Source organism: Streptomyces sp. NPDC002577 (genome assembly GCF_053594815.1).
Genome location: NZ_JBSFWK010000061.1, coordinates 11,027 through 29,210, shown reverse-complemented (window position 1 = coordinate 29,210; position 18,184 = coordinate 11,027). Strand labels below are relative to the sequence as shown.

At 70.4% G+C, this 18,184-nt stretch carries 11 protein-coding genes and 2 pseudogenes; 9 read left to right on the top strand and 4 right to left on the bottom strand.

The window, feature by feature from the left end; genetic code table 11:
- Positions 1 to 2 precede the first annotated feature (2 nt).
- Positions 3 to 1,784, bottom strand: coding sequence for an ABC transporter ATP-binding protein (locus tag ACWD4J_RS40130; protein WP_451400493.1), 1,782 nt, complete (start codon positions 1,782 to 1,784; stop codon positions 3 to 5).
- Positions 1,781 to 3,658, bottom strand: a complete 1,878-nt coding sequence (locus ACWD4J_RS40125) for an ABC transporter transmembrane domain-containing protein (protein WP_451400492.1) — start codon at positions 3,656 to 3,658, stop codon at positions 1,781 to 1,783. The genes ACWD4J_RS40130 and ACWD4J_RS40125 overlap by 4 nt, the downstream gene beginning before the upstream one ends.
- A gap of 225 nt (positions 3,659 to 3,883) precedes the next feature.
- On the opposite strand from ACWD4J_RS40125, the gene ACWD4J_RS40120 reads away from it, so the two are divergent.
- Both ACWD4J_RS40120 and ACWD4J_RS40115 read left to right on the top strand, forming a co-directional pair.
- The gene (locus ACWD4J_RS40120) at positions 3,884 to 4,639 is read left to right on the top strand and encodes a hypothetical protein (RefSeq protein ID WP_451400491.1); all 756 of its coding nucleotides are present in this window, start codon (positions 3,884 to 3,886) and stop codon (positions 4,637 to 4,639) included.
- 314 nt (positions 4,640 to 4,953) lie between these two features.
- Positions 4,954 to 6,414, top strand: a complete 1,461-nt coding sequence (locus ACWD4J_RS40115) for a cation:dicarboxylate symporter family transporter (protein WP_451400490.1) — start codon at positions 4,954 to 4,956, stop codon at positions 6,412 to 6,414.
- A gap of 120 nt (positions 6,415 to 6,534) precedes the next feature.
- On the opposite strand, the gene ACWD4J_RS40110 is transcribed toward ACWD4J_RS40115, so the two are convergent.
- Positions 6,535 to 6,993, bottom strand: a complete 459-nt coding sequence (locus tag ACWD4J_RS40110) for a MarR family winged helix-turn-helix transcriptional regulator (protein WP_451400489.1) — start codon at positions 6,991 to 6,993, stop codon at positions 6,535 to 6,537.
- A gap of 122 nt (positions 6,994 to 7,115) precedes the next feature.
- On the opposite strand from ACWD4J_RS40110, the gene ACWD4J_RS40105 reads away from it, so the two are divergent.
- Positions 7,116 to 8,915, top strand: coding sequence for an ABC transporter ATP-binding protein (locus ACWD4J_RS40105; RefSeq protein ID WP_451400488.1), 1,800 nt, complete (start codon positions 7,116 to 7,118; stop codon positions 8,913 to 8,915).
- A 43-nt stretch (positions 8,916 to 8,958) separates the two neighbouring features.
- Complete coding sequence (gene mltG, locus ACWD4J_RS40100; RefSeq protein ID WP_451400487.1) at positions 8,959 to 9,801, top strand: endolytic transglycosylase MltG; 843 nt, start codon at positions 8,959 to 8,961, stop codon at positions 9,799 to 9,801.
- A gap of 97 nt (positions 9,802 to 9,898) precedes the next feature.
- On the opposite strand, the gene ACWD4J_RS40095 is transcribed toward mltG, so the two are convergent.
- Positions 9,899 to 10,999 (bottom strand): NAD(P)-binding domain-containing protein, encoded by a 1,101-nt coding sequence (locus tag ACWD4J_RS40095; RefSeq protein ID WP_451400486.1) that lies wholly within the window; start codon positions 10,997 to 10,999, stop codon positions 9,899 to 9,901.
- A gap of 142 nt (positions 11,000 to 11,141) precedes the next feature.
- On the opposite strand from ACWD4J_RS40095, the gene ACWD4J_RS40090 reads away from it, so the two are divergent.
- The 5 genes and pseudogenes from ACWD4J_RS40090 to ACWD4J_RS40070 all read left to right on the top strand — a co-directional run bounded on the left by ACWD4J_RS40090 (position 11,142) and on the right by ACWD4J_RS40070 (position 18,109).
- Positions 11,142 to 11,564: a secondary thiamine-phosphate synthase enzyme YjbQ gene (locus ACWD4J_RS40090; RefSeq protein WP_451400485.1), complete on the top strand. Its 423-nt coding sequence runs from the start codon at positions 11,142 to 11,144 to the stop codon at positions 11,562 to 11,564.
- 129 nt (positions 11,565 to 11,693) lie between these two features.
- Positions 11,694 to 11,901 (top strand): annotated as a pseudogene (locus ACWD4J_RS40085) (transposase); the annotation flags it as partial.
- A gap of 20 nt (positions 11,902 to 11,921) precedes the next feature.
- Positions 11,922 to 12,041 (top strand): annotated as a pseudogene (locus ACWD4J_RS40080) (DnaB-like helicase C-terminal domain-containing protein); the annotation flags it as partial.
- A gap of 115 nt (positions 12,042 to 12,156) precedes the next feature.
- On the top strand, positions 12,157 to 13,032 hold the full coding sequence (locus ACWD4J_RS40075) for a DUF4132 domain-containing protein (RefSeq protein WP_451400484.1): 876 nt from the start codon (positions 12,157 to 12,159) through the stop codon (positions 13,030 to 13,032).
- 46 nt (positions 13,033 to 13,078) lie between these two features.
- Entirely contained in the window at positions 13,079 to 18,109 is a 5,031-nt protein-coding gene (locus tag ACWD4J_RS40070) for a DNA-binding protein (RefSeq protein WP_451400483.1), read from the top strand.
- Positions 18,110 to 18,184 lie beyond the last annotated feature (75 nt).

Sequence of the window (18,184 nt, the reverse complement as noted above, 5' to 3'; positions counted from 1 at the left end):
GGTCACCCGTGCCAGGACCGCCACAGCGCCGCGTACGCCCCGTCCGCCGCCACCAGCTCGTCGTGGCTGCCGAGCTCGCTGATCCGGCCGTTCTCGACCACCGCGATCACATCCGCGTCATGCGCGGTGTGCAGCCGGTGCGCGATGGCCACCACGGTGCGGCCGTCGAGGACGCGGGCCAGCGACCGCTCGAGGTGGCGCGCCGCCCGTGGGTCGAGAAGCGACGTGGCCTCGTCGAGCACCAGGGTGTGGGGGTCGGCCAGGACCAGCCGGGCGAGCGCGATCTGCTGCGCCTGCGCCGGGGTGAGCGCGACACCGCCCGAGCCGACCTCGGTGTCCAGGCCGTCGTCGAGCGCACGCGCCCAGCTGTCCGCGTCGACCGCGCCGACCGCCGCCCACAGCTCCGCGTCCTGCGCGTCCGTGCGGGCCAGCAGCAGGTTGTCCCGCAGCGAGCCGACGAACACATGGTGCTCCTGGTTGACCAGGGCCACATGCGCGCGCACCTGCTCGGCCGGCATCCGCGACAGCTCCGCGCCGCCCAGCGTGACCTGCCCCGTGCGCGGCCCGTAGATCCCGGCGAGCAGCCGGCCGAGCGTCGACTTGCCGGCTCCCGACGGCCCGACCAGCGCGATGCGTGTGCCGGGTTCGACCGCGAGCGACACCTCGCGCAGCACGTCGACTCCCTCGCGGTAACCGAAGTGCACCTGGTCCGCACGCACGTCGCGGCCCTCTGGCGCCACGGACGGATCGCCCGCCTCCGGTTCGATGTCGCGCACGCCGACGAGCCGGGCCAGCGAGACCTGTGCCACCTGCAGCTCGTCGTACCAGCGCAGGATCAGACCCACCGGGTCGACCAGCATCTGCGCGATGAGTGCGCCCGTCGTCAGCTGCCCCACGCTGATCCATCCCTGGAGGACGAAGACGCCGCCGACCATGAGCACCGAGGCGAGCACCGTCACGTGCGTGATGCTGACGACGGGGAAGAGGACCGACCGCAGGTACAGCGTGTACCGCTCCCAGGCCGTCCACTCCTTGACCCGCTGGTCCGACAGCGCGACGCGGCGTGCGCCGAGCCGGTGCGCTTCCACGGTGTTCCCCGCGTCGACGGTCTCGGTGAGCGCCGCGGCCACGGCGGCGTATCCGGCGGCCTCCGAGCGGTACGCCGACGGGGCCCGCTTGAAGTACCAGCGGCAGCCGACGACCAGCAGCGGCACCGCGAGGAGCACGGCTGGGGCGAGCGGCGGCGCGGTCACGGCGAGGCCGCCGAGCAGCAGCGCGGCCCAGACCACGCCGATCGCCAGCTGGGGCACGGCCTCCCGCATGGCGTTCGCGAGTCGGTCGATGTCCGTCGTGATGCGTGAGAGCAGGTCGCCGGTGCCGGCGCGCTCGAGCACCCCGGGCGGCAGGCCCACGGACCGCACGAGGAAGTCCTCGCGCAGTCCGGCGAGCATCTGTTCGCCGAGCGTGGCTCCGCGCAGCCGTACCTCCCGCACGAACACCGCGTTCACGGCCAGTGCGAGGGCGAAGAGCGCGGCGGTGCGCTCGAGATGAAGCTCGCGCGCTCCGTCGGTCACGTTCTCGACGAGCGAGCCGAGCAGGTAGGGGCCGGCCATCGACGCGATCACGGCGACCGCGTTGACGGTGACGAGCAGCACGAACGCCCGGCGGTGCCGTCGCAGCAGCTCGCCCACGTAGGCGCGTACGGTCGCGGGGGCACCGACCGGCAGGGTGTTCGCCGTCGTCGGGGCTGCCGGATCGTACGCCGGTGGCGCCAAGCCGATCATGCGGTCTCCTCGATCTCTTGCAATTCGTCCATGTCGTGCAGCGCGTCAAGCCGCGCCCGCTCCACTTCCGCCTGCGGGCGCCGAGGTGCCGGCCCGGCATCCGGTCCGTCCGCACGCTCCCGTTCGGCGGCCTCGGCATCGGTCTCCCGGGTCACCACTGCCCGGTACCGGGGTTCGCCGAGCAGCAGCTCCCGGTGCACCCCGACGGCGGAGACCGCGCCCTCATGGACCAGCACGACCCGGTCGGCGTGGTCCAGGAGCAGCGGGGATGAGGTGAAGACGACCGTCGTGCGGCCCTCCCGCAGCTTCCGGATGCCGTCCGCGATGTGTGCCTCGGTGTGCGAGTCGACCGCGGACGTCGGCTCGTCCAGGACCAGGGCCTCGGGGTCGGTGATCAGGGACCGGGCCAGGGCGAGCCGCTGGCGCTGCCCGCCCGAGAGGGAGCGTCCGCGCTCGGTGATACGGGCGTCCATCGGGTCGGCCGCGTCCAGCGCGCCCTGGACGAGAGCGTCCAGAACGTCCGTGCACTGGGCGGCGGCCAGTGCGGCCTTGGCGCTGACGGCTCCGGACGCCGGTACGTCGAGCAGTTCGCGCAGGGTGCCGGACAGGAGCACCGGATCCTTGTCCTGCACGAGCACCGCCGTACGGGCGGCGTCCAGCGGCAGCTCGTCCAGGGGTACCCCGCCGAGCAGCACCGACGGCAGCTCGGAGGTGTCGACCGGGGCGTGCCCGCCGAGCCGCTGCGCGAGCCGGCCGGCCGCGTCCGGGTCGCCGCACACGACGGCGGTGAGCCGGCCGGTGGGCGCGAGCAGCCCGGTCGCCGGGTCGTACAGGTCGCCGGACGGCACCTCGGCCTCAAGCGAACCGCCCTCCGGCGTGACCCGCTCCAGCGACAGCACACGCGCCGCGCGCTTCGCGGACGGACGCGAGAAGGAGTACGCCATCGCGATCTCCTCGAAGTGGCGCAGCGGGTAGGCCAGCAGCGTGACAGCGCTGTACACGGTGACCAGCTCGCCGACGGTGATGCGGCCCTCCTGGGCCAGTCCGACGCCGTACCAGATGACCGCGATGAGCAGCAGCCCAGGCAGAAGTACCTGGATGGCCGAGATGAGCGACCACATGCGCGCGTTGCGGACGGCTGCGTGACGCACCTCCTGCGATGCGCGGCGGTAGCGGTCGAGGAAGAGCTCCTCGCCGCCGATGCCGCGCAGCACGCGCAGACCTGCGACGGTGTCCGAGGCCAGCTCGGTGGCGCGCCCGGCCTTCTCCCGCTGGAGGTCGGCGCGGCGCGTGGCACGCGGCAGCAGTGGCAGTACGGCGAGCGCCAGCACGGGCATGCCGACCGCGACGACGACGCCGAGCGCCGGCTGGTACACGACGAGGCCGACGCAGACCGCGACGACGGTCAGGGCGGCCGCGGCGAACCGCGACAGCGCCTCGACGAACCAGCCGATCTTCTCGACGTCGCCCGTGGAGACGGCGACGACCTCGCCGGCGGCGACGCGGCGGGTGAGCGCGGATCCCAGCTGTGCGGTCTTGCGGGCCAGCAACTGCTGGACGCGGGCGGCGGCGGTGATCCAGTTGGTGACCGCGGTCCGGTGCAGCATGGTGTCGCCCAGCGCGATGCCGATGCCGCACACCATGATCACCGCGCCCGCCAGTGCGAGCCGGGCTCCGGAGCGGTCGACCACTGCCTGCACGGCGTAGCCGACGGTGTAGGGCAGCGCTGAGACGGCCAGGAAGTGCAGCAGGCCCCACGCCAGCGACTTCAGCTGCCCGCCGAGCTGGTTCCGGCCGAGCCACAGCAGGAACCGGGGGCCCGAACGCGCGTCAGGTGCACCCGGGTCGGAAAACGGAAGGTCTCGAATCTGCATGACGTCCCAGGCTTAAAAGAGATGAAAACGGGTGAAACGGGCGAATAGGTAGGGAAGATGGAAGATGGATGCCGCGGGGGGTGGGAGCAAACCGTGAAAGGTTCGCGTCCGGCCATGCCGCGAGGCAAACGGTTTTTCGCCGAAGGGCAAAGAATCGGCCTGCATGGGAGCCCGAACGCTGGGGTGGGGCACGTTCGTGCGATACGTGGTGCGAGCATGGAGCCCATGCGTGGAGCTGGTGCGGTACGAACGGTGGTTGCGGGAGCGGCCTGTGGTGTCCTTCTCATGTCCCTTACGGCATGCGGAGGCTCGGGGGACGCGAAGAGCGCAAAGAAGGAGAGCGCCGAAGAGAGCGCGACCCCGGGAGCAGCGCAGCGCGCCGGCGCGCAGACCGCAAACCTGAAGCGCATCCCCGATGTGGGTGACCAGCTGCAGTCACAGATACCCGCCAAGAGTCGCCAGGTCGTCGCCGTTTACGGGGAGGGCAAGGACTCGGCGGACTCGACCGTCGTTCTCTACACGAAACACGGCACCACCTGGGACATGACCCGCAGCTGGGACGCACACAACGGCAAGAAGGGCTGGACCACCGACCACCACGAGGGCGACAAGCGCAGCCCGGTCGGTGTCTTCACGCTCACCGACGCCGGCGGCGTCCTGTCCGACCCCGGCGCGCAGCTGCCCTACACCCAGTCCGCGTCCTTCCAGGCCCCGCACTACTGGGCCAAGTCGCACTGGCACGACTTCGACTACGTGATAGCCATCGACTACAACCGCGTCCAAGGCACCTCACCCAACGACCCGACGCGGCCCGAAGGCCAGTCGAAGGGTGGCAGCATCTGGCTGCACATGGACCACGGCAGCGGAACGTCGGCCTGCGTCAGCGTGTCCAAGTCGGCCATGAGGTACCTGCTGCGCACCCTGGACCCGGATCAGCACCCGGTCATCGTGATGGGCGACAAGACGGAGCTCAAGGCGTAGCTCTCACGTCCGCCGAACCGTCGTTCCTCTCGCAACTCGCCCCGGGCATCGTCCAGAAGCCCCGGGCTCTCTAGTGCTGCCGCGGAGACGGCAACAACGACGATCACGGTATGCGCCGCCGTGCCCAAGCGGGGCGCGGTTGTCGCGGTCCCGTTCCTCGCCGTCGGCAACTCGCTGACGGGGCGTCAAGTCAGAGGCGACGCCAGGATTTACGTCGATGTGACACGGAGGTTCCTTACGGAGGTGCGTGCTCCGGAATAGTGACGCGCCGCGGAAGAACGTTTCCGCATCCCAGAAATCGTAAGGAGTCCCCCGTGTCGCCGTCACTTCCGTCCCCGCCGCGACGCGTCGCACGCATCTTGCGCACCTCTCTGTTTGCACAGGTCGCCTGTGCACTTGTGCTGGGAATCGTCGTCGGAAAGCTGTGGCCCGACGTGGCCACGGATCTTCAGCCGCTCGGCGACGGTTTCACCCGGCTCATCAAGACGATCATCTCGCCCTTGGTGTTCTGCGTGGTCGTGGTCGGCATCGCCAAGGCCGGTGATCTGAAGGCGTTCGGCCGGATCGGGCTCAAGGCCCTGATCTGGTTCGAGGTCGCGAGTACACTTGCCCTGCTCATCGGGCTCCTCGCCGCCAACATCGTCCAGCCCGGCTCAGGGATGAACGTCGACCCGTCCACGCTCGACACCTCGGCGGTCGACGCGAAGACGGGCGGCGGTTCACTGCCCTCGACGACCGCGTTCGTCCTGAACGCGCTCCCGACGAGTTTCATCGGGGCCTTCGCCGAGAACTCCCTGCTCCAGGTGCTCATCCTGGCCTGCCTGGTGGGTGCCGCGCTGCTGCACCTCGGCCACACCAAGGTGCCGCAGGTCCTGCCCGCCATCGAGCAGGCCCAGGAGATCATCTTCGCGATCGTCGGCTTCGTCATGCGGCTGGCGCCGATCGCGGTGTTCGGCGCGATGGCCGTCCTGATCGGCCAGTACGGGCTCGGCGTGATCGAGACGTACGCCAAGCTGATCATCCTGTGCTATGCGGCCGCGGCGTCGTTCATCGCACTCCTCGCCGTCGCCCTCCGGATGGTCACCGGGCTCAGCCTCTGGAAGTTCCTGCGCTACATCCGTGAGGAGATGCTCCTCGCCCTCGGCACCGCCTCCACCGAGTCCGTCATGCCGCGCGTGATGCAGAAGCTGCGCAAGGCCGGCGCTCGCGACGACGCCGTGGGCCTGGTGCTGCCCACGGGGTACTCCTTCAACCTCGACGGCGCCTCGCTCTACCTGTCCATCGGCACGCTGTTCATCGCTCAGGCCGTGGGCGTGGACCTCAGTCTGAGCCAGCAGATCGCCGTGATCCTGGTGCTCATGCTCACCAGCAAGGGCATGGCGGGCATCCCGGGTTCGGCCTTCCTCGCCCTGTCCGCGACCGCCTCCTCGCTGGGGGCCATCCCCGCCGGAGCCGTCGCCCTGCTGCTGGGAGTGGACCGCATCATGGACTCGATGCGTGTCGTAACCAACCTGCTCGGCAACTGCGTGGCTGTCTTCGCGGTGTCCCGGTGGGAAGGCGTGCTCGACCAGGAGTGGGCCAAGAAGGTGCTCGACGGCGACCTCGGTTCCGCGCCGGAGGCGACGGACGAGGCAGACAACGCAGGTGAGGCGGGCAAGGCAGACGGCGACGGCTCTCTGGTCGCGGCGAAGGACGCGGCGACCGGCGTGCCCGAGCAGGCCGGGCCGCCGTCCGTCGAGGGCACGGCCAAGGAGGCTGCGCCCAAGGCGGGTTGAGAGGCGCGCTTGAGACCAGCCGAGCGACCGAGCCGCCCAGCCGGGTCGAGGAAATCCGTGAAACCGAGGGCCCGGCCACTGCGCCGGGCCCTTCGCCGTGCGTTGTGTCAACCACCGGGGTCAGCAGCGGCGCCCCTCGGTGTGAGGCACCCCGTCGATCAGCGCGGACAGCAGACCGGTGAGCATCTCCCGCTGTTCGCCCGTCAGCGGAGCCAGGATGTCCTCGGCAGCGGCCCGGCGCGCGTTGCGCAGCTCCCGCAGCGCTCGGCGACCGGCCTCCGTGAGCTCGATCCGAATCACCCGCCGGTTGGTGGGATCCGGGACGCGGCGCACCTGTCCGCCCGCCTCCAGGCCGTCCACCAGCGTCGTCACGGCGCGCGGCACCACCTCCAGACGCTCGGCCAGATCGGCCATACGGGGCGGGGAACTGTAGTGCACGAGGGTGCGCAGCAATCGGGACTGAGCGGGCGTGATACCCAGCCCGCACTGCTCCAGATGGCGCTTCTGAATGCGGTGCACACGGCGGGTCAGCCGCAGAAGCTGCTCGGCGAGCAGGCCGTCGGCGTCCGGGGTGGTCATAGCGGGAACGATATCAGGACCTCGTTCATTGTGAGTATAGGTAACAATGAGCTATGCTCCCTTCGTTCGCCGCCGTCGGTCTGTCCAGGCCGGCGCCCTCAGTCGCACACCCGTAGGAGCCCATGCATCCCGACGAACCGACCTGGACACCCCCGACACCCGATCCGGACCAGCCGCGACAGGTGCGCCGCATCCTCCGGCTCTTCCGGCCCTATCAAGGCCGCCTCACCGTCGTCGGGCTGCTCGTCTGCGCCTCATCGCTGGTCTCGATCGCCACACCCTTCCTGCTGAAGGAGATCCTCGACACCGCGATCCCGCAGGGCCGTACGGGTCTGCTGAGCCTGCTCGCGCTCGGCATGATCCTCAGTGCCGTCGTCACGAGCGTCTTCGGCGTCCTGCAGACCCTCATCTCCACCACGGTGGGCCAGCGCGTCATGCACGACCTGCGCACGGCTGTCTACGGCCGGCTGCAGCGCATGTCCCTCGCCTTCTTCACCAGAACCCGGACCGGCGAGGTCCAGTCGCGCATCGCCAACGACATCGGCGGCATGCAGGCGACGGTCACGTCCACCGCGACCTCGCTCGTCTCGAACCTCACCAGTGTCGTCGCGAGCATCGTCGCGATGCTCGCCCTCGACTGGCGTCTCACCGTCGTGTCGCTGCTCCTGCTCCCGGTCTTCGTGTGGATCAGCCGGCGAGTCGGCCGCGAGCGCAAGAAGATCGCCACCAAGCGGCAGAAGCAGATGGCCGCGATGGCCGCCACCGTGACCGAGTCCCTCTCCGTCAGCGGCATTCTCCTCGGCCGCACCATGGGCCGGGCCGAGTCCCTTACCCGGTCCTTCGCGGACGAGTCCGAGCAACTGGTCGACCTCGAGGTGAAGTCGAACATGGCGGGGCGCTGGCGCATGGCCGTCATCACGATCGTCATGGCCGCCATGCCGGCCGTCATCTACTGGGCCGCGGGCATCGCATCCCAGCTCGGCGGTCCCTCCGTCTCGATCGGCACCCTCGTCGCCTTCGTCTCCCTCCAGCAGGGCATGTTCCGCCCCACGGTGAGCCTGCTGTCCACCGGCGTCCAGATACAGACCTCGCTCGCGCTCTTCCAGCGCATCTTCGAGTACCTCGACCTGCCGGTCGACATCACCGAGCCCGAGAGCCCGGTCCACCTCGACAAGATCGTCGGTGAGGTCCGTTTCGAGGACGTCGAGTTCCGCTACGACGACAAGAGCGGGCCCGTCCTCGACGGCATCGACGTGACGGTCCCCGCAGGCGGCAGCCTGGCCGTCGTGGGCCAGACCGGCGCGGGCAAGAGCACTCTCAGCTATCTGGTGCCCAGGCTCTACGACGTCACGGGCGGCCGAGTGGCCATCGACGGCGTCGATGTGCGAGACCTGGACTTCGACACGCTCGCCCGCGCAGTCGGCGTCGTCTCCCAGGAGACATATCTCTTCCATGCATCGGTCGCCGAGAACCTGCGGTTCGCCAAGCCCGACGCCACGGACGAAGAGCTGTACGCGGCAGCCAAGGCCGCCCAGATCCACGACCACATCGCGTCCCTGCCCGACGGCTATGACACGGTCGTCGGCGAACGCGGCCACCGCTTCTCCGGAGGGGAGAAGCAGCGACTGGCCATCGCCCGCACCATCCTGCGAGACCCACCCGTGCTGATTCTCGACGAGGCCACGAGCGCCCTGGACACCCGTACCGAACATGCGGTGCAGGACGCCATCGACGCTCTGTCCGCCGACCGGACCACCATCACCATCGCCCACCGGCTGTCCACGATCCGGTCCGCCGACCAGATCGTCGTGCTCGACTCCGGGCGCGTGGCGGAGAGCGGCACCCATGACGAGCTGCTCGAGCAGGACGGCCGTTACGCCGCCCTCGTCCACCGAGACGCCCAACTGGAGCCGACAAGATGAAGATATGCCGGGTTTGTTGCAATGTGCGGGTTAGCGTGCCCGCATGCAGATCAACACTCCGCGACGGAGAAGGACCCGACTGACGCGCCGGGGCCGGATCGTCCTCATTGCGACCGGAGCCTGCGTGGTGGCCGCCGCCGTGGCGGTTCCGCTGTTGCGCACGGACATCGTTAGTACCCGGCCCGCGTCTCTGACGATCCCTGAGGGATGGCGCACCAGTCAGGTGTACGCCGCGATCGACAACGCCCTCGGCGTGCCGGCAGGCACCACCAAGAAGTCGATTCCCAAGGCCAAACTGCACCTTCCCCCCGACGCAAAGGGAAACCCTGAGGGCTACCTCTTCCCTGCCACGTATCCCCTGAACAGCAAGTCGACCCCCGAGTCGGTGCTGTCGTACATGGTCAGGACGGCCAACGAGAAGTTCAACGGCGACCAGCTGACCGCCGGTCCCCAGCGCAACCCGATGAGCCTCTATCAGACCATCACCATCGCCAGCATCGTCCAGGCCGAGGCCGAGACCAAGGACGACATGGGCAAGGTGGCCCGGGTCATCTACAACCGGCTGAACAGCGGCATGCCGTTGCAGATGGACGCCACCATCAACTACGCGCTGAACCGCAGCACGCTGCGGACCAGCGAGAACGACACTCAGATCGACAGCCCCTACAACACCTACATCCGCATGGGGCTGCCTCCCACGCCGATCGCCAACCCCGGCGAGGACGCGCTGCTGGCGACGATCAGCCCACCGGCGGGCGACTGGCTGTACTTCGTGACGGTCAAGCCGGGCGACACCCGCTTCACCACGAACTTCGAGGAACAGCAGAGGAACGTCGAGGAGTTCAACCGACTCCACCAGAGCCGGGGCCCGGCGCAGAGCGGCTGAGCGAGGGTCTGCGGGTCCCGGTACCCGGCCCGCGATCCGGGCCGGACTGGGACCGGCTCTCATGACCAGGCTCGACCTTGCCCGCGAGCGTCAGGCCTCACGCCGCGACATCGATCGCGTCCCGGGCCAGCAGCCGTCTGATGTCCCGGACAGCGGCTCGACCTGCCCTGTTGGCGCCGATGGTGCTCGCCGAAGGCCCGTACCCCACGAGATGAAGGCGCGGATCGGCGGCCACGCGGGTGCCCTCCATACGGATACCGCCACCCGACCCCCTGAGTTGCAGCGGTGCCAGATGGTCGATCGCGGCACGGAATCCGGTCGCCCACAGAATCACATCGGCGTCGATGCGGCGTCCGTCGTTCCACTCCACACCGTGCGGGGTGATCCGGTCGAACATCGGCAGCCGGTCCAGGATGCCGTCCGCGCGGGCCTGCCGGATCGCATCGTTCAGCGGCAGACCGGTCACCGACACGACACTCCGGGGCGTAAGCCCCTTCCGGACCCGTTCCTCGACAAGTGCGACGGCCGACCTCCCGACGTTCTCATCGAAGGGTCCCTCGCGGAAGACCGGAGGGCGGCGAGTGACCCAACTGGTCGCGGCCGCATAGGGCGCGATCTCCATGAGGTGCTGAGTCCCCGACGCCCCACCGCCGACGACGATCACCCGCAGCCCGGTGAACTCCTGCGGACCGCGGTACTGCACGGTGTGCAGCTGCCGCCCGCGGAAGGTCTCCTGCCCGGGGTAGTGCGGCCAGAACGGCCGGTCCCAGGTGCCGGTCGCATTGATCAGCGCCCGCGCCGACCAGTTGCCCGCCGAGGTCTCGACGAGCAGCCGCCCGGCGTCCCCGTCGCGCACCGCGCGTACGTCCACAGGCCGCCGCACCTGGAGATCGAAGGCCCGTTCGTAGGTGTCGAAGTAAGCGCCGATGACCTCCGACGAGGGGCGCGCGGGGTCGGCGCCGGTCAGTTCCATGCCCGGCAGCGCATGCATCCCGTGCACCTTGCCGTAGGTGAGGGTCGGCCACCGGAACTGCCAGGCGCCACCGGGGCGCGGCGAGTGATCGAGGACGACGAAGTCACGGTCCGGCTCGAACCCCGTCCTGCGCAGGTGATAGGCGCTGGACAGACCCGCCTGCCCAGCGCCTATGACGACCACGTCCACCTGCTGTACCGCGCCACGCGCCTCGATGTCGTTCACGTTTCTACCAACTCCGGGGGAGTCCGGGATCTTCCCCAGAGCCGAGCCCCCCTCGACAGCCAGCGAGCGCGCGCCCCGCGCGCACGCACCCCTCGGCCTTCGACGTACGCCCGGCTCCGTGCCGTTGCGCGAGGATGGGGACATGTCCGATGCCTTCACCACACGTGTCCTGAACGTCACCACCGGCTCCCGGGAGACCGTCATCGACCTCACCCGCGACTGCGAGGCCTTCCTGAGGGAGACCGCCGGTGGCCGCGACGGCCTGCTCAATGTGTTCGTACCGCATGCAACCGCCGGCATCGCGGTGATCGAGACCGGCGCTGGCAGCGACGACGACCTGCTGGCCGCGCTGCACACCCTGCTCCCCGCGGACGACCGTTGGCAGCACCGCCACGGCAGCGCCGGTCACGGCCGCGACCACGTGCTGCCCGCCTTCGTCCCGCCCCACGCCACGCTCCCCGTGATCGGCGGGAGCCTGGAGCTGGGCACCTGGCAGTCCGTGTGCCTGGTCGACACGAACGTCTCGAATCACAACCGTCAGGTGCGGTTGTCGTTCCTGGGGTAGGAGCACATACGCCGTCACTGTAGGAGCGACTTCCGGCCACACCAAACGAGACGCCGCCCGGATCGATGATGGCCTCGCGGGACGTCGAGTGTTCCTTGGACCGACCGTTCCTGGAGGGCGATCGGTACCTGGCGTGACTACCGCGACCTGCTCATCGCCGCCCACACTCAGCTCGGCGGACCGATCGTCGTCCGGGACAATCTCAACGCCCGCAAGGCTGCAGGACTGCGAGAGTTCGCCGCCCCGGGACTGGCTGACCATTGACTACCTGCCACCCCACGCCCCCGACCTCGACCTGGTCGAAGGCATCTGGCCCCTGCTGCGACGCGGCTGGCTCTGTCCAGGCTTGCTCCGCGAATCCGTGCCAAGTGCCGCCGCCTCAAGCAGCGCAATGATCTCCGGCTGGTCGTGATCGACTATCTGCAGCTGATGCAGTCCGGCGGTTCCAAGCGCATCGAGAGTCGTCAGCAAGAGGTACCCGCGGATTGTCGGTGGGTGCCCCTAGTCTCGCCATCGTCACAGCGGGGCGTGCCGATCCGGGCCGCCGGACGCGCTGTGCCGGATTCCGAGCGGTGGGAGAGGCGAGGAACGGATGGCTTGGCTGGCAGCGGGCGACACATATGAAGTCGCTCTGGTGGAGGGGCGGGTGGTGGCCCGGTCCCGGTCCGCATCGGCAGAGGCCCCGCCCGGACGGGCGGGGGCCGTGCCGGAGGAGATACGGGACCGCCCCGAAGTACAGGAACTTCAGCGGTTCGCCGAGTGGTTGGAATGGCATGCCGCCGAGTGCGCGGCACAGGTCGACATCTGGATGGTGTCCTCGCTGCCGGTGCCGACCGGGCTGCTGGCCCGGCTCTGGCCCGACGAGGCATGGCAGTCGGCGCTGCGCGACATCGTCATCGTCGGGGACAACCCCGACGAGGTCGGATTTCTGCGCGACGCGGACGACTCGGGTGAACTGCGGGTGGTGAACCTGGACGGCGAGACCGTTCGCCTGACTCCCCGCACGGTGACGATGCCCCATCCGGTCCTCCTCTCGGACCTGGAGGAACTCCGTGCCTTCGCGGCCGAGTTGGGCGTCGTTCAGGGTGTCGAGCAGATCCATCGCGCCACCTGGCACAAACCCGACGGGATCGACAGTGGAACTGACGCGATCACCGAGTTCGCCGAGGCCGAGTACCGCTCGTGGTTCCACCTCTCCGTCCGTGCCACGTCCCTTGGCTACAAGATCTCCGGCAGTAGCGTCGTGGACCGGATCAGGGACGCCGGGCGCATCGTCACGGCCTCGGTCGGCATGAGCAATCCCTACACCGAGGAGAAGGCCTGGACCGGCAGGCTGACCTGGAACGACGAGGACGGTCACCGGCGCCTGCCACTGACCGAGGTCGGCCCCGTGGCCTGGTCCGAGGGCATGCGCATGGCCGCGGCCCTGCATGCCGACCGCACCGTGACCACGGACGGCGCCGCGTGAACGCGAACGACACGGCGGTACGCACACCCACGAAAGGCACGCACGCATGAACGACCCGACGACGCGGAACGCGGCGCCGGCGGACCCTGAGGAACTGCTGCGCGCCGGTGCGGTACTGCCGCCGGACACCACCGGGGCGGGCGACCGCGCCGTGCCCATGTTCACCCAGACCTACCGGCATCCGGGCCTGGACGGCCGGATCGTCGTACGCCTGACCGCCACGGAACAGTCCGAGGGCCCGCGCCCCGGCTTCCTCGGCCTCGAACCCGACGGCGAGCCGGTGGAGGTCGGTCTCGGCCGGCCCCGGGCCCTGGGCTTCCCCGAATGGGTGCTGGTCCGTCACCCCTCGGACGGTCACCTCGCCATGTCCCTGGTCGAGGAGATGAACAAGGTGGCGCGGAAGGCGAGATCGAGCCCGAAGAGGGCCCGTGCGACCTACGAGTCGATCGGCGAACGGCTCGCGGGGTCCGTACCGCACTTCCTGCCGACCTTCTACGAGCAGGCGGGGCGCGTGTTCCTGGCCGCCAGCGAGAAGGCGTACGCGTCCCAGATGTTCGTCAACGCGCGCAAGGCCGAGACGGCACACGGGCTGCCGTTCGACGAGGCGCGCATGGACGCCGTCTTCCTTGAGTTCGCCCTGGCCGACGCCATGCCGACGAAGGTCCTCTCCGGCTACGCCAAGGGACTGTCGTCCCGGGTCCCGGTCGCGACGGCGTTCCGTCACCTGCGCGGGCTCTTCGTCCGGCTCGCGGCACATGGACTGCCTCCGTCGAGCCCGGGCGCGACGGATCTGCGCCGGCTGGCGAAGGCGGTCGCGGGCAGGAACGCCCTCGCCGAGGAGATCGCCTATCTGCGCGAGATGCTGGTGCTGCCCGGCACGGTCAAGGCGCCGCTCGGCTGGTGGAAGACGCACCGCGCCGCCCTGCTGGAACTGACCCGGCGGGAGCCCGCCTTCCGCGGCACCCTGCTGGGACTGATGCCCACGGAGTGGGAGGGCGCGGAACTGTCCCGGTGGCTGGACCTGCTGGAGGAGTCCGGCGCCACCGCCGGGCTGTGCGACAGCACGCTCCCGGCCGAAGTACGGTCCCCCGACGGTACGGCCGGATGGACGCGCAGGTTCCTCCAGTTGTGCCGCGCGGACAACAATCACCTCGCCCCGGCGGAGCTGTATCCGCTCGTCGATCGTATGGCCGACACGCTGCGCACCGAACTGGACGCCACCGGCGGCACGTTGCCGCCTCCGGTCAGTGATGTGAACCTCCTCGACCAGCTCCTGTCCCTGCGCATACCGGTGGCGGAACCCCAGGAGAGGCAGAGGCTCGGCCTGAACGCGTGGGCGGCCTGCGACGACCGGCGCGATCTCGTCGCGCTGGAGGCCCACACCCGCTTCCGCCCGGCCTTCCGGCGCGGCTGCCCCGAGGACGCCAGGGCGAACCACAAGGAGACCGTCCTCGCCCTGGCCAAGTCCCCCGGTGGGCGACCGATGCTCGCCGAATGGGTGGGGGAGGTCAGCCGGACGTACATCACCTCGGAACTGCCCGGAATCTCCAGCTTCCCCGGCGCCCTGCGCACGCTGAGCTGGCTGCCGGGAGAGGTGCTGGCGGTCGCCGAGGAGGCGGTACGGGAAGCACTGGCCACCGGCATGGTTCCGGCGCTGGCCCGCGCCCTGCGCACCGGCATCCTCGACGAACTGGGCTGGCCCGCCTGGGAGGAAGCGGTGGGTTCGCCCGACCGGGCCAAGCGGGTCGAGGTCAACGACGCCTGGCCGTACCTCATCGTGCGGGTCGGTAGGCAGGTCCGCGTGATCGGAGCGGAGGGCACGGTCCTCACGCACGAGCTGTGCCTCCCGCCGGACGTCCCGGACTACGGGCTCCACAGGGTCGGCTGTCAGTACGTGGACGGCGAACTGTTCGTCTGGTGGTACTCGTCCACCTTCGGCGGGCAGGGTTACTGGCACCCCACCGCGGACTCGGCGCCGATGCAGGTCGGAGGCTCCGCGCACCACTCCTACTTCAGCAAGGTGGACGGGGAAAACGGGATAAGCGGTGACATATCCCCCGCCTCCCTCCCGCTTCCCGGGGGCGGCCGGACCACCGGTCACGGAGTGCTGCGCCGAGGGGACACCGTCGTGCCGCAGCGGCGGCAGGTGATCGGGGACGGCACGTCGTACTGGGTGTGGGTCAAGGACTGGGCCAAGGACGGGCACAGCGCGTGGCACGCCTACGACCCGGCCGGGGACACGCTGGGGGAACCCGGAGAGCCGGAGTGGTTCGGTGAGGGCGTGCGCACCGCACCGGAGGGAAGCGCTCTGGAGTCCGGCTGGCTGCGGCCCGCTCCCTCCGCCGTACCGGGGCCGATGTGCGCGCCCGTCGACGGAATCCTCGGCTGGCGCGTGGTGAAGCTGCCCGACGGCTCGCGGCGGGGCGAGGACCTGGCCGGCCGCTCGGTCGTCGTGCCGTCCCACAGGGACAAGGTTCCACTGCACGCGCTCTGGTTCCCCGGCGCCGACCGGCCGCTGGCCGTGACCGGTAACTGGCTCGGCATCCAACTGCTGGACGCGGACGGCACGGTGGTCACCGAGGTCGGGCAGGCCCAGGGTCCCGGCCCCTTTGCCGCGGGTACCGCGCTGCTGCCGCCCCTGCGCTACTGGCATCTGCTTCAGCCCCGCGACCCGCAGGGCTCCGCGGCGCTCCGCCGGATCGACGAGGAGACCGCGGCGGCCCTGCTCACCGGGGCCGTCGCGGAGCGGCCGCGGGACGCCGGGAACGAGGATGAGCCGAGGACGGACGACCAGGACCTGGTACCCGGACTGGTCCGGACGCTGCTGCCCGAGGTCGGCCATGAGGCACTGCGCGCGGGTATCACCGGGGTGGTGCGGTACGCCGCCGAGCAGCAGCGCGTCCTGGACGCGGCACGCGCGCGGCTCAAATCGGCCGGCACGGGGAACGTCCCGGAGGAGCCACGGCCCAAGGTGGGCGACCGCCTGCTCGCCTCGGCGCTGAACGGCGTCGGCCTCACCGCGAACAGGAGCCGCACGACCTTCTACGGACACTTCTACGACTCCTGCCAGTACCTCTTCGACCTGCCCCAGTTGCTCGGCCGGTCGATGCGGGGCCTGGCCCAACCGGCGCCCGCGGGCCGCACACACCTCGAGCTCGTCAAGAACGAGTCGTTGGCGCACCTGAACGCGCTGGCCCTGCCCGAGCTGCCCGCCGTACTGGCACTGCGGGCCAGCTCACAGGCCACCATGGAGGAACATCGGCGGGCGCTGGACGCGTTCCTCGCGGAACTGGACGCGCAGGGACTCACCGAGCCGGACCCCGGCCACTGGCGCCGGGTCGGGCTGCGACTCGACCGCGGTCTGTTCGAGGGGCCCGACGCCATACGTGGTGCCACGAGGGCGACCGTGCTCGATCTCGACGGCGGCGCGTTCCTCGCCTTTCCCGAGATCTGGTACGACTTCGTCCGCGGGTGGTACGCCGACGACACCCGGGGCCTGCACTACGGAGCCATCCACCACGACCCGTCCGGCCGGTTCGAGGTACCGGCGCCGTACTCCCTCGTCTCCGACGAGCCGTTCGTCCCGGAGCCGACGCGGGCGCCCGGCTGGGTCGAGGCGTTCCGCGCCGAGCTCGCCCAGCGCGGCCCGGCGCCCTGGTTCCCGGCGGCCGCCGAGGAGTTCGCCCGGCTCACCGGCGTCACCCCGACCATGGCCCGGCTGGTGGTCGCCGGTATGCCCATGATCGACGACAACCGCGAGGCGGTGCCCTCCGCGACGCTGAGGACGATCGGCGTGAAGACGGCCGACGCGCGCGTCGCCGAGGACGAGTTGAGCTCCCTCGACCCGGGCGCCCGTCGGGCGGTCGTGGCGGCGCTGCTCCCCGTCGAGCCGTCCCGGCTGTGGACGGACGGCCCCGACGCCGCCCGCGCCGCCGAGGTCTGGAACGAGCGGCTGGGCCGGCGCACGCCCATTCCCGAGGAACTGCTCCACGACGCGGCCCGCACGGTGGACTCCCCGGGATGGGCACCGGCCGAGGCACTGCGCGGCTTCCTCGACGTGACCGCCGAGCCCCGGCTGGCCCAGGACCTGACCTGGACGTTCGGCCGCTACTCCCCGCAGTCCGCCGAGAAGACACCCGGCTTCGACGGCACCGTCCTGAAGGGCGCGGTGGCCCTGGCCGCATGGCTCGCCCACCGTCTCCCGTCCGGCGACCCGATCCGCGCCACCTTGCCCGGCGTACTGACCGCGCTGCGCGAGCGGCTGGCCCACCCGGGGCTGCTGATCGGTGTCGATCGGCGGACCGACTGGGAGGCGTACCGGCGGGCCGCCGGAGATCCCACGGAGTCCGGCGAGGACTTCGTACGCTATGGCGCGGTCGTGCTGGGCACCGGGGGAGCCGAGCCTGTCGCCGCCATCCGGCCCGCGCTGCTGGACGCGGCCGGAACCGACCCGCACCTGTCGGCGCTGTTCACCGGTGAACGGCCGAACGCCCAGGAGACCGCGCTGCGCCTGGTCCACGACCAGCCGTTCGCCGAACTGCTCGCCGACCCCGGGAACCCGGTGGCGGGTGAGCGCGACGCCGACGGACAGTGGTGGCCGCAGGATCCCGCACGCTCCGTACCCGGCCTCGTCACGGAGGTGGCCAAGCGGTACGGCATCGGCGAGGACGCCGCCGTCATCTATCTGATGCTGCTCGCCATGCCGGACCCCACCGACCGCAACACCGCCCGCTGGACCGGCTGGACGAAGCAGCGCGGCGGAACGGCCCGGCTCCGTGCCGCCCGTGCCGAACTCGCCGCCACCGACCTCGTTGTGGAGGGCAACCGCTCCAAGGCCGGACGCTCGCTGTTCCTGCCCGGCGGCTGGACCCGGCTCGAGATCCCGCACCTGCCGCTGGAGCGGTGGAAGCTGCCGATGTACGACCTGCTCGAGGGCGGGAAGTCCGTCCTGGGCGTCGTGGTGCCCACCCGGCCCGTCGCCGCTCTCTACCGCGAGGCCTGGCGGCGGATCCAGGACGGGGACGAGCCGCAGTTGGAGGAACTGGAGGTGCCGCAACCGCATAAGCGCGGCCGCTGAGCCCTGTCACGACGGAGGGGACGGTCGTGGCGCTCGCGCCCGACCGTCCCCTCCGTCCCGAGAACAGCACCTGGA